The organism is Streptomyces sp. SM10 (assembly GCF_002910915.1).
Taxonomy (GTDB): domain Bacteria; phylum Actinomycetota; class Actinomycetes; order Streptomycetales; family Streptomycetaceae; genus Streptomyces.
Map to the genome: position 1 here is coordinate 51,888 of NZ_NEUF01000088.1, position 14,230 is coordinate 66,117.

Annotated in this window: 10 protein-coding genes; 3 read left to right on the top strand and 7 right to left on the bottom strand. The window is 70.3% G+C overall.

What is annotated here, in order from left to right:
• Positions 1-85: 85 nt before the first annotated feature.
• Positions 86-2,212: a type IIA DNA topoisomerase subunit B gene (locus tag B9S57_RS12355; RefSeq protein WP_103515603.1), complete on the bottom strand. Its 2,127-nt coding sequence runs from the start codon at positions 2,210-2,212 to the stop codon at positions 86-88.
• Between the two features lie 433 nt (positions 2,213-2,645).
• On the opposite strand from B9S57_RS12355, the gene B9S57_RS12360 reads away from it, so the two are divergent.
• Complete coding sequence (locus tag B9S57_RS12360) at positions 2,646-2,879, top strand: hypothetical protein (RefSeq protein WP_014153643.1); 234 nt, start codon at positions 2,646-2,648, stop codon at positions 2,877-2,879.
• Between the two features lie 106 nt (positions 2,880-2,985).
• Here the strand turns inward: B9S57_RS12360 and B9S57_RS12365 are convergent, their stop codons facing one another.
• The 6 genes from B9S57_RS12365 to B9S57_RS12390 form a co-directional block, all read right to left on the bottom strand.
• Positions 2,986-3,819 (bottom strand): trypsin-like serine protease, encoded by an 834-nt coding sequence (locus tag B9S57_RS12365; protein WP_103515604.1) that lies wholly within the window; start codon positions 3,817-3,819, stop codon positions 2,986-2,988.
• A gap of 132 nt (positions 3,820-3,951) precedes the next feature.
• Complete coding sequence (locus B9S57_RS12370) at positions 3,952-5,496, bottom strand: RNA polymerase sigma factor (protein WP_103515666.1); 1,545 nt, start codon at positions 5,494-5,496, stop codon at positions 3,952-3,954.
• A 323-nt stretch (positions 5,497-5,819) separates the two neighbouring features.
• The gene (locus B9S57_RS12375) at positions 5,820-6,686 is read right to left on the bottom strand and encodes a FadR/GntR family transcriptional regulator (protein WP_308457397.1); all 867 of its coding nucleotides are present in this window, start codon (positions 6,684-6,686) and stop codon (positions 5,820-5,822) included.
• Between the two features lie 181 nt (positions 6,687-6,867).
• Positions 6,868-8,628 (bottom strand): ATP-binding cassette domain-containing protein, encoded by a 1,761-nt coding sequence (locus B9S57_RS12380; RefSeq protein WP_103515606.1) that lies wholly within the window; start codon positions 8,626-8,628, stop codon positions 6,868-6,870.
• 146 nt (positions 8,629-8,774) lie between these two features.
• Positions 8,775-9,539 carry an NUDIX domain-containing protein gene (locus B9S57_RS12385; protein ID WP_103515607.1) on the bottom strand — a complete coding sequence of 255 codons (765 nt, stop codon included), beginning with the start codon at positions 9,537-9,539 and terminating at the stop codon, positions 8,775-8,777.
• A 126-nt stretch (positions 9,540-9,665) separates the two neighbouring features.
• Complete coding sequence (locus tag B9S57_RS12390; protein WP_103515608.1) at positions 9,666-11,069, bottom strand: DUF4192 domain-containing protein; 1,404 nt, start codon at positions 11,067-11,069, stop codon at positions 9,666-9,668.
• A 111-nt stretch (positions 11,070-11,180) separates the two neighbouring features.
• Here B9S57_RS12390 and B9S57_RS12395 point away from each other — a divergent pair, with 111 nt between their 5' ends.
• Both B9S57_RS12395 and B9S57_RS12400 read left to right on the top strand, forming a co-directional pair.
• Complete coding sequence (locus B9S57_RS12395) at positions 11,181-13,352, top strand: RecQ family ATP-dependent DNA helicase (protein ID WP_103515609.1); 2,172 nt, start codon at positions 11,181-11,183, stop codon at positions 13,350-13,352.
• 216 nt (positions 13,353-13,568) lie between these two features.
• Complete coding sequence (locus tag B9S57_RS12400) at positions 13,569-14,201, top strand: hypothetical protein (RefSeq protein ID WP_103515610.1); 633 nt, start codon at positions 13,569-13,571, stop codon at positions 14,199-14,201.
• Positions 14,202-14,230: the final 29 nt, after the last annotated feature.

The window sequence follows — 14,230 nt, forward strand, 5'->3', positions numbered from 1 at the left end:
CGCCCCGGAGACGCGGTGATCAAGGGGATCGGCTCACGGACTGACCGTGGGTGGAGAAGATGTCTCCACCCACGGCTGGAGAGGCTCAGACGTCGATGCGCGAGCGGTCCAGGGTGGCAGCCGAGCTGGTGATGAACTCCTTGCGGGGGGCGACCTCGTTGCCCATCAGCAGGTCGAAGACCTGCTCGGAGGATTCCAGGTCGCCGATGTTGATCCTCCGCAGGGTGCGGTGGCGCGGATCCATCGTGGTCTCCGCCAGTTGGTCCGCGTCCATCTCGCCGAGGCCCTTGTAGCGCTGGATCGAGTCCTTGAACCGGACGTTCTTCCGCTGGAGCTCCAGCAGGCTCTGACGGAGCTCGTTGTCGGAATAGGTGTAGATGTACTTGTCCTGGCCCTTCTTGGGCTGGACGAGCTCGATCCGGTGCAGCGGAGGTACGGCCGCGAAGACCCGTCCCGCCTCGACCATCGGCCGCATGTACCGCTGGAAGAGGGTGAGCAGCAGGGTCCGGATGTGCGAACCGTCGACGTCGGCGTCCGTCATCATGATGACCTTGCCGTAGCGTGCCGCGTCGATGTCGAAGGTGCGTCCGGAGCCCGCTCCTATGACCTGGATGATGGCGCCGCACTCGGCGTTCTTGAGCATGTCCGAGACGGACGACTTCTGGACGTTGAGGATCTTTCCGCGGATCGGCAGCAGAGCCTGGAACTCACTGTTCCGGGCCAGCTTCGCCGTGCCCAGGGCCGAGTCGCCCTCCACGATGAAGAGCTCACTGCGCTCCACGTCGTCGCTCCGGCAGTCGGCGAGCTTCGCGGGCAGCGAGGAGGACTCGAGCGCAGTCTTGCGGCGCTGCGCGTCCTTGTGCTGGCGCGCGGCGATACGGGTGCGGGCCGCCGCCACCGCCTTGTCCAGCACCGCCCTGGCCTGGGCCTTGGCATCGCGCTTGGTGGAGGTCAGGAAGGCCTTGAGCTCCTTGGCGACCACGTTGGCCACGATCCGGTTGGCCGCGGAGGTGCCCAGCACCTCCTTGGTCTGCCCTTCGAACTGAGGTTCCGCGAGCCGTACGGTGACGACCGCGGTCAGGCCTTCCAGTGCATCGTCCTTGACGATGTCGTCCTCGGCGACGCGGAGCAGCTTGGCGGACCGCAGGACCTCGTTCACCGTCTTCGTGAGGGAGCGCTCGAAACCGGAGACGTGGGTGCCGCCCTTGGGGGTGGCGATGATGTTCACGAAGGACTTGAGGTTGGTGTCGTAGCCGGTGCCCCAGCGCAGGGCGATGTCGACGCCCAGCTCGCGGGTCACCTCGGTCGCCGTCATGTGCCCGCGGTCGTCGAGGACCGGCACGGTCTCCTTGAACGTTCCCGTACCGCTCAGGCGCTGGACGTCGCAGACGGCCTTGTCCTGCGCCAGGTACTCGCAGAACTCGCTGATTCCGCCGTCGAAGCGGAAGGTCTCCTCGGTCTTGCCCTCACCGTCGATGCCACGCTCGTCGCGGACGACGATGGTCAGGCCGGGCACGAGGAACGCGGTCTGGCGTGCCCGCTGGTACAGCGTCTCCAGGTTGAGCTTCGCGTCCTTGAGGAAGATCTGCCGGTCCGCCCAGTACCGCACGCGGGTACCCGTGCGGGTCTTGGGGACTCGCTTGCCCTTGCGGAGGCCGTTGGCGGGGTCGAAGGGGCTGTCCGGCCCCTGTTCGGTGAACATGCCCGGCACACCGCGCCGGAAACTGATGGAGTGGGTCGCACTGTTGCGGTCGACCTCGACGTCCAGCCGGGCCGAGAGGGCGTTCACGACGGAGGCGCCGACGCCGTGCAGGCCGCCCGACGCGGCGTAGGACCCGCCGCCGAACTTTCCGCCGGCGTGCAGCTTGGTCATGACGACCTCGATGCCGGAGAGCCCGGTCTTGGGCTCCACGTCGACCGGGATGCCCCGGCCGTTGTCACGGACCTCGACGGACGCGTCGTCGTGGAGGATGACCTCGATGGAGTCGCAGTACCCCCCGAGAGCCTCGTCGACGGAGTTGTCGATGATCTCCCAGAGGCAGTGCATGAGTCCGCGGCTGTCCGTGGACCCGATGTACATTCCGGGGCGCTTACGAACCGCTTCGAGCCCCTCGAGGACGAGAAGGTGCCGCGCGGTGTAGTTGGAGCTGTCCCTGTCTGCGCCGCCTGCTCCGGTCAGCAGCGCAGTGGACGGCACGGAATCGGCGGTCACGCGGTTCGCTCCTCGCTGAATTTCATTTGGGGCCCAGTGGGTAGCGGGCTCGGCCTCGGTAGCCGCTGAGAGCCTACCGAGGCCTGGTAGAGCGGTTGTAACGCCACCCAGGGGGAATCATTATGGTAGTCCAGCCTCGCATACACGTTCGATCATTCGTTGGGGTGACGTGCACATCACGTTCCCTTCGAGGCATGAACCATTTAGGCTCCGGGCACGTCCTCATGAACAACCGGCAAGCCAGCCGGGGGGACCGGCCCACACAAGCAACGCGAAACCGTAGCGCTACGCAATACGGCACATTCGCCGCCAAACGGCAACAGACAGCCATCCTGAGAAGAAGTTTCGAAGAAATGCCACGAGCGGGAACGTTTTCGGCCTGGTTGGATGTTGACCCTGGTACGACAGCTCGTCGAGCTAGAGAAGAGGCGACGTGACTACTGTTCTGACCCCCGCGAGCCCGCTGACCGCAGCAGACCGCTGTGACCGTTGCGGCGCCCAGGCTTATCTGCGCGTCGTCCTGATCAGCGGCGGTGAACTGCTCTTCTGTGCCCACCACGGGCGCAAGTTCGAGCCGGAACTCAAGAAGATCGCCGCGGAAATACAGGATGAGACAGATCGGCTCACTGCCGTGCAGGCCAGTGCCGCCGACGAGGAACAACACTGACACCTCGCATCCACGACGAGCCAAGGGCACGGTCCAGGACCGGCCGACGGGCGGCCTCCCCCGAGGGGAAAGCCGCCCGTTCTCACATCTCGAGGTGATGCCGGGGTCAGCTGCCGGCGGCGGCCATCCACCCGATCGCCGCGGACACCCGCGTGTACACACCGGGGCTTCCGGGGCTCCCGCAGCCGCTCCCCCACGAGACGAGCCCGACGAGGCGCCCACGGGCCACCAGCGGGCCTCCGCTGTCCCCCTGGCACGCATCCCGCCCTCCCGCGCTCTCACCGGCGCAGAGCATCGACGAGGCGTCGTACGCGCCCTGTGTGCCGCCGGGGTACGCCCGGCGGCAGTCGTTGTCCGGCAGCACCCGCACGGAGGCGGCACGCAGCCCGGAGGCGTAGGCGCCGTACCCGGTCGTGTCCCCCCAGCCGTACACCTTCGCCGCGGTACCCGGCTCGTACGCCTCGTCCGCGGCCCCGGCCATCGGGATCACGCTCCCCTTCGGCAGCGCCCGGGCCAGAGTGAGGACCGCGAGATCTGCGGCATTCGTGTGCGGGTCGTAGCCCGGATTGACCCACGTCGACCGTACGGGGATCTCCTGGCCACCCGGCCCGCTCAGCTCGTCGCGTCCGGCGATGATCCGAAGATCCCGGATCTCCGGGACGGCGGCCCCCAGGACGTCCTCCCTCAGGCAGTGCGCGGCCGTCAGAACCTTGGTGGGCGCGATCGCAACCCCGCCGCAGAACTGGCCCGCGCGGATTCCTCCGAACCGGTCACGGCTCGACAGGGCGACGACCCAGGGACTGTCCGCGACGGCGACCGGCTTCCCTCCGACGATGATGCTGTCCGCTGCGGCCGGTGCCGAGGCACCGAGGGGTATCACGGCCGTGGCGAGCGCCAGGGTGAGGGCAGCGGGGAGGGCACGGACGGGAACACGGGGCATGGGAGCTCCTGACGCCGAGGTGAACAGTGCCCACTCAGCGTCATGCTCCGCGGCGCCTGCCGCACGCGGACGGACATGGGCCGGGCTCGGAACCTCTTCAGGTTCCGGGCCCGGCCCATGTCCGTCCCCGATCTAGTCGAGGTAGTCGCGCAGCACCTGCGAGCGCGACGGGTGGCGCAGCTTCGACATCGTCTTGGACTCGATCTGACGGATACGCTCACGCGTCACTCCGTAGACCTTGCCGATCTCGTCCAGCGTCTTCGGCTGGCCGTCGGTGAGACCGAAACGCATCGAGACCACGCCCGCCTCACGCTCGGAGAGCGTGTCGAGCACCGAGTGCAGCTGCTCCTGGAGCAGCGTGAAGCTCACCGCGTCCGCGGGCACGACAGCCTCGGAGTCCTCGATGAGATCTCCGAACTCGCTGTCCCCGTCCTCACCCAGCGGGGTGTGGAGAGAGATCGGCTCGCGGCCGTACTTCTGGACCTCGATGACCTTCTCGGGGGTCATGTCGAGTTCCTTGGCCAGCTCCTCCGGGGTGGGCTCACGGCCCAGGTCCTGGAGCATCTGGCGCTGCACCCGCGCGAGCTTGTTGATGACCTCGACCATGTGCACCGGGATACGGATGGTGCGGGCCTGGTCGGCCATGGCGCGGGTGATGGCCTGGCGGATCCACCACGTGGCGTACGTGGAGAACTTGTAGCCCTTGGTGTAGTCGAACTTCTCCACCGCGCGGATCAGGCCGAGGTTGCCCTCCTGGATGAGGTCCAGGAAGAGCATGCCGCGACCGGTGTAGCGCTTGGCCAGCGAGACCACGAGACGGAGGTTGGCCTCCAGCAGGTGGTTCTTGGCGCGGCGGCCGTCCTCGGCGATGATCTCCAGCTCACGCTTCAGCTTCGGTGCGAGCTTGTCGGAGTTGGCGAGCTTGTCCTCGGCGAAGAGACCGGCCTCGATGCGCTTGGCGAGCTCGACCTCCTGCTCGGCGTTGAGGAGGGGGACCTTGCCGATCTGCTTCAGGTAGTCCTTGACCGGGTCGGCCGTGGCGCCGGCGACGGCGACCTGCTGCGCAGGTGCGTCGTCCTCGTCGTCGTCGGAGAGGACGAAGCCCTTGTTCTCGCCCTCGCCCTCCTCTTCCTCACCCTTGCCGGCCTTGACTTCCTCGACCGCCTCGTCGCCGTCGAGCAGTTCGTCGTCCTGCTTGCCGGTCTTCTTCGCGGCGGTCTTCTTGACCGCCGTCTTCTTCGCGGCGGTCTTCTTGGCAACCGTCTTCTTGGCTGCCGCCTTCTTCGCAGGAGCGGCAACGGCGTCGTCGGCCGTCACGTCCGCGCTCTCGGCCGCCGGGGCGGCAGATGCCGCGACGGTCCTCGTCACAGCCGTCTTGGCCGCGACTGTCTTGGTGGCGGTGCGCTTGACCGGGCTCTTCGCTGCGACGCTCTTGCGGGCGCGCTTAGGCGACTCCGCGGCACTGACCATCAGCGTCACACCCTCTTCCTCGAGGATCTGGTTGAGGCTGCGCAGAACGTTCTTCCACTGGGTTGGCGGAATCTGGTCAGCCTCGAAGGCCCGACGCACGTCATCGCCGGCGATCTGCCCATCAGCCTTTCCCCGCTCGATGAGCGCCATCACAGACTCGGACTCGGCGATCTCCGGCGGGAGCGTACGGGATGTGCTGGCCGACACGAACAACCTCTCGGAACGATGGAAACGGCTTCCGGCCCGGCCCTGGAGAGAGCTGGAACCGACGACCGTCGGCTGGGGATGTCGCCGACGGCGCGGGCTTGGCCTCAGAACTGCACAGCGCACTTCGTGGCTGCTGTATTCCTTCCGCGGCGGTCACCTCTTAAGTCATCGCACTGTTTCGAGGAGTGTTACGCCCAATTCGCGTGGCCCGAGTCACACCTCATTCGCGACAAACAGAACCAGAGGTCACCGGTCCGTACAAACGCGCCGCCGAACCGCTCGGGCCCGGCGGCACACGGCCCTCATACCCCGATCCGCCTCGCTCAGTGCTCGCGAGGCGCGGGAACCACCCGTTCCGCGTCGGTGTGGCCGACCAGGAGCTGCCGCATGGCGGCTTCGGCACCGGCCGAGTCACCCGACGCCAGGGCCTCGACGATCCGCGCATGGTGGCCGAGGGACGCTTCCGCCGGCCGGTCACAGCCGGTGACGGGGCCGCCGGAGACGTGCAGTGCGGCCGACACGATCCCCGAGAGGTGCTCGAGCATGCGGTTGCCCGCCGCCTGGATCAGCAGGGCGTGGAACTCCGCGTCGGCCCTGGAGAACGTGAGGGCGTCCCCCTGCCCCATCGCGTGCCCCATGATCTCGATCATGTCGCCGAGCCTCTGCTGAATGTCCTCGCGCCCATGACCTGCGGCCAGGCGGGCGGCCAGCGGCTCGATGGTCCACCGGAGGTCCTCCAGCTCACGACGCTGGTCATCACGCTGCGGGCCGAAGGCGCGCCATTCGATGATGTCGGGGTCCAGCAGATTCCAGTCGCTCACCGGCCGGACCCGCGTCCCCACATTGGGCCGGGCGCTGACCAGGCCCTTGGCCTCGAGAACACGGAGGGACTCCCTCACCACGGTGCGGGAGACCTCGAATCGCTGGCCGATCTCCTCCGGCACGAGCGGCCGGTCGGCTCCGAGGTCACCGGAAACGATCATCTGGCCGAGCTGCTGGACCAGTTGGCCGTGAAGTCCACGGCCGCGACTGGCTGTGCCACGTCGGCTCGCCCGCCCGAGGTCGGAATCGACACCACCCCAGGAGCGCAGCGCGGCCCGCTCGCCGGCCGGCGCCTCCGTACGGGGGTAGCGATCGAGTTCGCCCGGGCCGGCGAGGCCGGAGTCGGCGGAGCGGGCGGCGGTCATCATGGTGTGCGCAAGGGTACTCACGCATCCTTTTTCGGCGCGGCTCAGCCAGCCCTTGAGGTCTTTCCTGAAAAGCACACGAAAGGGTGATCGGCACCCACTGCTCAATTGACGCTTTATCGGTGGAAATCGCACCCCTTCGGGAGAGTTACTCCCAGAGGGACGCCCGCCCCGGGTGATCCGATCACCAACGGGCCCTCCCGCGAAGGCTGGTGAACACGTACGCGCAGATCAGGGCGGACAACGACAAGGAAAGCGCCAGCCCCACGGGCTGGGCCACGACCCGCAGAGCCGCCATGGCCCACCGGTCCGCCTCGTACGGCCACTGCAGCCAGCCGAGTTCGCTCAACCTGCGCGGCAGTCCGACGATCGAACGGGCGGACGGACCCGCGAGGACCTTCTGCACGAGCGGCACGACGAGGACCGGAACGGCCAGGACCGCCGCGACCCCCGCACCGGTCAACCGGAACACGCCGGCCCCCAGGAGCCCCGCCCAGGCGCACCCGACCGAGAGACCCGCCCAACTGGCGGCCAGCTGAGGAGCGTTGTCCGGAACGGTCACCAAGTCACCGCCGTACACGAGGCGCAGGGCTTCGGCGTCCACGACCACGGCGAGCACGGCGATCAGCAGCGCGACGCCCCCGGAGACGGCCAGCTTGGCCAGCAGGAGGCCGAGGCGGCGCGGCACCGTACCCCGGCCGGCGGCGAGCGCCGGGTAACGGAACTCGTCGCCGAAGGCGAGGGCACCCAGCACTCCGGCGGCGAACGCGGCAGGCGGCAGCGGCAGCAGGTCCGGCCAGGCCACGAGGAGATCGGGCAGGGGCGTCCCGCCGGAGCGGGCCAGCACCACGGCGAGGCCCGCCGACACGACCAGGACCGCCGCGAGGATCAGGGCGGCCGTCCTGACGCCGAAGAGGCGGCGCAGTTCGTACCGCACGGGCCGGAGCGGGCCGCGGGCCGGGCGTACGGGAATCGGAGGGGGCAGTTGCGAGACGGCCACGGTCGAGGCGGGCCCCGGCAGGACGGCTCTCACCGGTTCACCGCCGGGACCGCGGACCGGTCCGGCGGCCGGGCCCGCGTCACCGGTCTCGTCGGCGAGCTGATGGACGGGAACACCGTGCCGGTAGGCCGTGTCCCCGACCTCCGCGCAACTGCTGCCGTACACGGAGAGCCGGCTGCCGCCCTCCGTCACCACTTCGACGGAGCGCTGCGCGGCACGGGCTTCGCGGTTCATCACCGCGGCCAGCCGGGCCGCGTGCGGGGTCCGCACGGCGACACGGGGCCTCAGGCGCGTGCGGGAGAAGTCGGCGACGCCCTGGTCGGCGACGAGGCGGCCGTGGTCGATGGTGACCACGCGGTCGGCCGCGCGCGCGGCCTCCTTGGCGTCGCCGGTCGTGTGCAGGACCGTGCCGCCTTCGGCCGCGTGCGCACGGAGCAGCCCGTGGAGCCAGCTCCTCTCGCGCGGTGAAAGACCCGCGGTCGGCTCGTCGAGGACGAGCGTGTGGGGATCGCCCAGCAGTACGGAGGCGAGGCCGAGCCGCCGGTCCATCCCGGCCGAGAGAGTTCCGATGCGCTGGTCGCCCAGACCCGCGAGACCGACGACCTCGAGCAGTTCGTCGGCCCGTGACGCCGGCACTCCGGCCGCCGCACAGAGCATGCGGAGCTGGCCGCGGGCGGTGCGCGCGGGATGCCCCGGTACGTCGCCGAGGAGCACCCCGACCTCGCGCGCGGGATGGCCGATGCGGTGCAGCGGCCTGCCCTTGAAGTAGGTGACGCCCCTGCCCGCTTCCAGCTCGAGCATCAGACGGAGGGCCGTGGTCTTGCCGGAGCCGGGAGCGCCGAGCAGCGCGGTGACGCTGCCGGGCGGGGCTTCGAAGGTGAGGTCGTCCACGACGGGAGGACGGTCGCGGCGGGGGGCGCTGGTGAGTCCGATGGCCTGGAGCATCGCTTCTCTCGCGGAGGGTGAGACCGCTCGGCGGCAGGGTGGAGTACCCCAGCAAGATAACGCGACATTTCAGACTTTTGGTGCATCGATGCTTCTGTGGGCGTTCCGCAGCTTCGCCGGGCACGAAGTTGCGGCACTGTGCCCGCTCAGACTTCCGGCCTCAGCATCGGAGGGTTCAGCACGGTCGCCGCACCGGCCCGGAACAGTTGCGCGGGGCGTCCCCCCTGCCGCGTGGTCGTCCCCCCGGACGGAACCAGGAAGCCTGGCGTTCCCGTGACCTTGCGGTGGAAGTTCCGGGGGTCGAGGACCACGCCCCACACGGCCTCGTAGACCCTGCGCAGTTCTCCGACGGTGAACTCGGGCGGGCAGAACGCCGTGGCCAGCGAGGAGTACTCGATCTTCGACCGGGCCCGCTCCACTCCGTCGTCGAGGATCTTCGCGTGGTCGAACGCCAGCGGCGCGGACTGCTCGCCCTCGCGCCCGAAGCCACCACCCGGACCGAGCAGGTCGCCGACGGACGCCCATCGAGCGCTGTTCGCGTCGCCGCCCGCACGCGGTGCCGGAAGGTCGGGCGCCAGTGCGAGGTGCGCGACGCTGACCACCCTCATCCGGGGATCACGCCCCGGGTCGCCATAGGTGGCCAACTGCTCGAGGTGGGCTCCGTGGCCGACGGCGGGGGCGGCCGGGTCGTGCGCGCAGAGCCCCGTCTCCTCGACGAGTTCACGCGCTGCCGCCGCACCGAGATCCTCGTCCGCCCTGACGAATCCGCCGGGTAGTGCCCACCGTCCCTGGAAGGGCGATTCACCACGGCGTACCACCAACGCGCAGAGCGCGTGACGTCGCACCGTGAGGACGACCAGGTCGACGGTGACAGCGAAGGGCGGGAAGGTCGACGGGTCGTAGGGCGGCATGCCGAAATCATAGTCGTCTCCCTGACGATAAACACTCCCTTCGCGACACCCTTTCCGCACCCGATCCGGCCCGTTGCCAAGCCGCCGTCCCTTCCGGGCCTGCTTCGCCGGGGCACCCCGGAGGCCTCAGTCACGGCGCCTCGCGCCGCGGTGACCGAGCCGCCGGGCGTCCCGGGCCCGGCCCCGGCTCGCGGCCGGGCGGGAAGGTGAACCGGCGATGCGGGCCGTGCGGGGCCCCGCCTTCCGCCCGCGCTTCGCGGCCGGAATCCGCGCGGGCCGGGGCCTGGGCCGTTCCACCTCCGTGCTCCGCCGTGCGTGTTCCTGGACGAGGCCCCTGCCGCCGTGTTCCGGCGTCGGGGTGTCGCTGACGTGCCCCCGAGGAGGGTGGTCACCGCCGCGCCGGTCGCGCAGGGTGCGCTCCCCCCGGAGACAGCGGCGCAGGGTCTCCGGGTCCAGGCCTTGGTTACAGGCCTGGTGCAGAAGTTGGGCGAACGTGTAGTCGGGGTCGGCCCGCAACGCGAGCCCGAGCGCCACCCTGGCGCCCGCCTCGTCGCCGGTGGACCACGAGACCCAGCCGGCCAGCGTGAGCGGCGCCGCCGAGTGCTCCACGTACGGGCCGACACACCGGCGCGCGAGCGCGCGCCAGAGCCTGAGTGCCGTTTCGGCCTCGCGGCCCTCCATCCACTCGGCGGCGCGGTCCCTGGTCTCCCGGTCCTGGAGGCCGAGGATGACTGCGGCGGCCTCCGGAGGCGTGATCAGGCCGTCGTCACCGCCGTCGGTCACGGCGCGGCCGGCCGACGGCGCGTCGGCAAGGCGTTCCATGAGGTCACGCGCGAGGGCCAGCGTCTCGCACGCCACCTCACCGCGCCCGCCGGCGTCGAGAATCCTGGACACCAGCACGGCACCCGCCGAATCGAGGGCCTGCTCCTGCTCCCGGCCGGCCACGGAGTCCCACGGTGTGAGCCGCGCCTCCATGTCGCGCAGCGATCCGCGCACCTGGATACCCGCATACGCGGCGGCCGCCGCCATCACCGTGGTGCCCGGGAGCGCCAGGGGATTGCCTTCGGGCGGGCAGCAGCGGTCATCGGGGCAGCAGTAGGACCAGTAGCGGCCGTCGGAGATGCAGAGCGCTTCGAGCACGGGAACGTCGAGCGCTCCGCAGGCGGTGCGCAGGAGCTGCGCGAGCGGCCGCAGCCGCTCCATGGCTTGCGGGGCGCTCTCCCCCTCGGCCGGATCCTGGCAGAGGAAGACGACGATCGCGTCGGGGCGGGAATCGCGCCTCTCGCTTCCCTCGATCAGGCTCTGCGCGAGCTGGTCGGCGACCGGGGCCCATTCCTCCGGCTCCCGCGGGATGCCCAGCCTGAGCCGGCCGCCGAAGCGGCCCCGGCCTCCGTGCAGGGCCGCCATGACCACGCTGTCGTTCGGATGGAAGCCCATCAGGTACGGGAGGGCGTCGGCGAGTTCTGCGGGACCGCGGAGCGTGATCTGGTGGGCGTCCGACGGTCCGGTGGTTTCGTCGTGCTTGTTCATGGCATGACCGTCCCGCGGGACGCCGATTTCCGCGACCCCCTGTGGATAACTTGTCCACAGGTGCCGGACCACCGTTCGCGGTTTGTCGTAGCCATCGGGTTGCATGGGGGCATGACCAACGCAGACCGCGCAGAGTTCAGGGCCTCGGCCGATTCCGTACTCGCCCGTCTGGTCGGGGACGCCACCGGCACCGCCCGGCTGCGCGAGGACCAGTGGCGGGCCATCGAGGCCCTCGTCGCCGACAAGCGCAGAGCCCTGGTCGTCCAGCGCACGGGATGGGGCAAGTCCGCGGTGTACTTCGTGGCCACATCGCTGCTGCGCGCCCAGGGCAGCGGGCCGACGGTGATCGTCTCCCCGCTGCTCGCCCTGATGCGCAACCAGGTGGCTGCCGCGGCCAGGGCCGGGATCAGCGCCCGCACGATCAACTCCTCCAACACCGAGGAGTGGGACACGGTCCAGGCCGAGGTGGCTGCGGGCGAGGTGGATGTGCTGCTGGTCAGCCCCGAGCGGCTCAACAACCCGGACTTCCGGGACCAGGTGCTGCCGCGCCTCGCCGCGGCGACGGGCCTGCTGGTGGTCGACGAGGCCCACTGCATCTCCGACTGGGGGCATGACTTCCGCCCCGACTACCGCAGACTGCGGACCATGCTCGCCGATCTGCCCGCGGGTGTTCCCGTGCTCGCCACGACGGCCACCGCCAACGCCCGGGTGACCGCGGACGTCGCGGAGCAGCTCGGTACGGGAGCGGGGACGGACGCGCTCGTGCTGAGGGGCCCGCTGGACCGGGAGAGCCTGAGCCTCGGAGTGCTCCGACTCCCCAATGCGGCACACCGTCTGGCCTGGCTGGGCGATCATCTCGGGGAGTTGCCGGGCTCGGGCATCATCTACACGCTCACGGTCGCCGCCGCCGAGGAGATCACGGCCTACCTCCGCCAGTGCGGACACCCGGTCACCTCGTACACCGGCAGGACCGAGAACGCCGACCGGCAGCAGGCCGAGGACGATCTCCTGGCCAACCGGGTCAAGGCCCTGGTGGCCACGTCCGCGCTCGGCATGGGATTCGACAAGCCCGACCTCGGCTTCGTCGTGCACGTGGGGTCGCCGTCCTCGCCGATCGCCTACTACCAGCAGGTCGGACGCGCGGGCCGTGGGGTGGAGCATGCCGAGGTGCTGCTGCTCCCGGGGAAGGAGGACGAAGCCATCTGGCAGTACTTCGCCTCCGTGGCCTTCCCTCCGGAGGAACAGGTCCGCCGGACTCTCGACGTCCTCGCCCAGGCCGGGCGGCCCCTGTCCCTGCCCGCCATGGAGCCTCTGGTCGATCTGCGCCGTACCCGCCTGGAGACGATGCTGAAGGTGCTGGACGTCGACGGCGCGGTGAAGCGGGTGAAGGGCGGCTGGATCTCCACGGGCGAGCCATGGGTCTACGACTCCGAGCGCTACGCCTGGGTCGCGCGCCAGCGGGCCGCCGAGCAGCAGGCCATGCGTGACTACGCCTCTGGGACCGGGTGCCGCATGGAGTTCCTCCGGCGCCAGCTGGACGACGAGGAGGCCACCGCGTGCGGGCGCTGCGACAACTGCGCGGGGGCGCGGTTCGACGACAAGGTCTCCACGGCGGCCCTCGACGGGGCTCGCGGTGAGCTCGGCCGGCCAGGGGTGGAGGTGGAGCCGCGCAAGATGTGGCCCACCGGCCTCTCCGCCGTGGGGGTCGATCTCAAGGGCCGCATCCCGGCGGGTGAGCTGGCCTTCCCCGGCCGGGCGCTCGGCAGACTGTCGGACATCGGCTGGGGCAACAGACTGCGTCCGCTGCTCGCGGCGCAGGCCCCCGACGCCCCGGTCCCCGACGACGTGTCCGGCGCGGTGATCACGGTAGTCTCCGACTGGGCGAAGGGCCCTGGCGGCTGGGCCTCCGGGGCGCCTGGGGCGGCCCCCCGGCCCGTCGGTGTCGTCACGGTCGCCTCACGCCGGAGGCCGCAGTTGGTCTCCTCGCTCGGCAGCCATATCGCCGAGGTCGGCCGGATGCCGCTGCTGGGCACAGTCGCCTACGCACCTGGCAGTGAAGACCTGCGGATCTCCCAGACCAACAGCGCACAGCGGGTGAGGGCGCTGCACGAGGCACTCGTGGTGGAGCCCGCGCTGGCGGAGGCACTCACGGCCGCGGGAGGGCCCGTCCTGCTCGTGGACGATCTCTCCGACACCGGGTGGACGCTGGCTGTCGCGGCCCGGCTGCTCCGACGCGCGGGAGCGGAGGGGGTGTTTCCGCTGGTCCTAGCGGTTCAGGCGTGACGCATGGCTTCGTTCGCCGCTGAACGGGCAGGGATATCTGTGTCATTCCGTCAGATACCCGTCAGCCGCGCCAATTGCTCGTTGCCGCCTGCCGGTACGACAGGAAGAATTGGAGTCGCTCCCCGCACGGTCTTTTCGCGGGCCCGGAAGGGCTGTGCCGCGGCGCGCCCTCATTCGACCCTGCCCGCACCGTGGGCGCGTAGCGAAGGGAGGACCGTGACCTTCGGATTCGCTCCGTCCGCAGCCACTTCACTGTCGGCGTCCGCCGGCTCCGTCAACCACACTGCCAGGATGCTCGAACCGGCCGAGTGGGCCGCGGCCGGCATACCCCTGCTGCGCAGTCCACGGGAGGTCGTCAGCGGCCTCCACGCGCGGCACCGGCCGGCTTCGGCCACCGCGGTCGTCGCCGTGCTCGATCATGAGGAACGGCTCACGGCCAGCGCCTCGTTCGCCCGGCGGTCCACCGCGGCCGCGGACGGCTGGGAGTTCCGTAACGCCCTGCTGGCACACCTGCGCCGGGTGATCCCGCACGATCTGCGCCGCCGCACCCCGGTGCGTACCGCTGTACTGCTCTACTGCCGCGAGGGCGACGAGCGCTGGACGGAGGAGGACGGGGCGTGGATGTGGGGGCTGAGGGACGCGTGCACGCTGCACGGCCTTCGCTGCGGTGCCTACATCACCCTGACGCGTGGCGGCTGGCAGGTCCTGGGCGAGGGCAGGGGAGGCCGCATGCCGACGCTGCTGTCCAGGCCGTCGGACCTGGCGGACACCTCCGTGGCCCACGATCACGTTCCGCTGCGCACCGGCGGCGGGGCCGCCGAGGCGCTGCGGCGCAGCGCAGCCCGGTGAGACGCCTGTGGGTCCCGGCCGCCCTCACG

What these genes read in the sequence shown, in the direction of transcription:
- B9S57_RS12385 (WP_103515607.1), bottom strand. Translation starts at nt 9,539, where the DNA reads ATGCCGCCCTACGACCCGTCGACCTTCCCGCCCTTCGCTGTCACCGTC.
- B9S57_RS12365 (WP_103515604.1), bottom strand. Translation starts at nt 3,819, where the DNA reads ATGCCCCGTGTTCCCGTCCGTGCCCTCCCCGCTGCCCTCACCCTGGCG.
- B9S57_RS12395 (WP_103515609.1), top strand. Translation starts at nt 11,181, where the DNA reads ATGACCAACGCAGACCGCGCAGAGTTCAGGGCCTCGGCCGATTCCGTA.
- B9S57_RS12380 (WP_103515606.1), bottom strand. Translation starts at nt 8,628, where the DNA reads ATGCTCCAGGCCATCGGACTCACCAGCGCCCCCCGCCGCGACCGTCCT.
- B9S57_RS12390 (WP_103515608.1), bottom strand. Translation starts at nt 11,069, where the DNA reads ATGAACAAGCACGACGAAACCACCGGACCGTCGGACGCCCACCAGATC.
- B9S57_RS12375 (WP_308457397.1), bottom strand. Translation starts at nt 6,686, where the DNA reads ATGATGACCGCCGCCCGCTCCGCCGACTCCGGCCTCGCCGGCCCGGGC.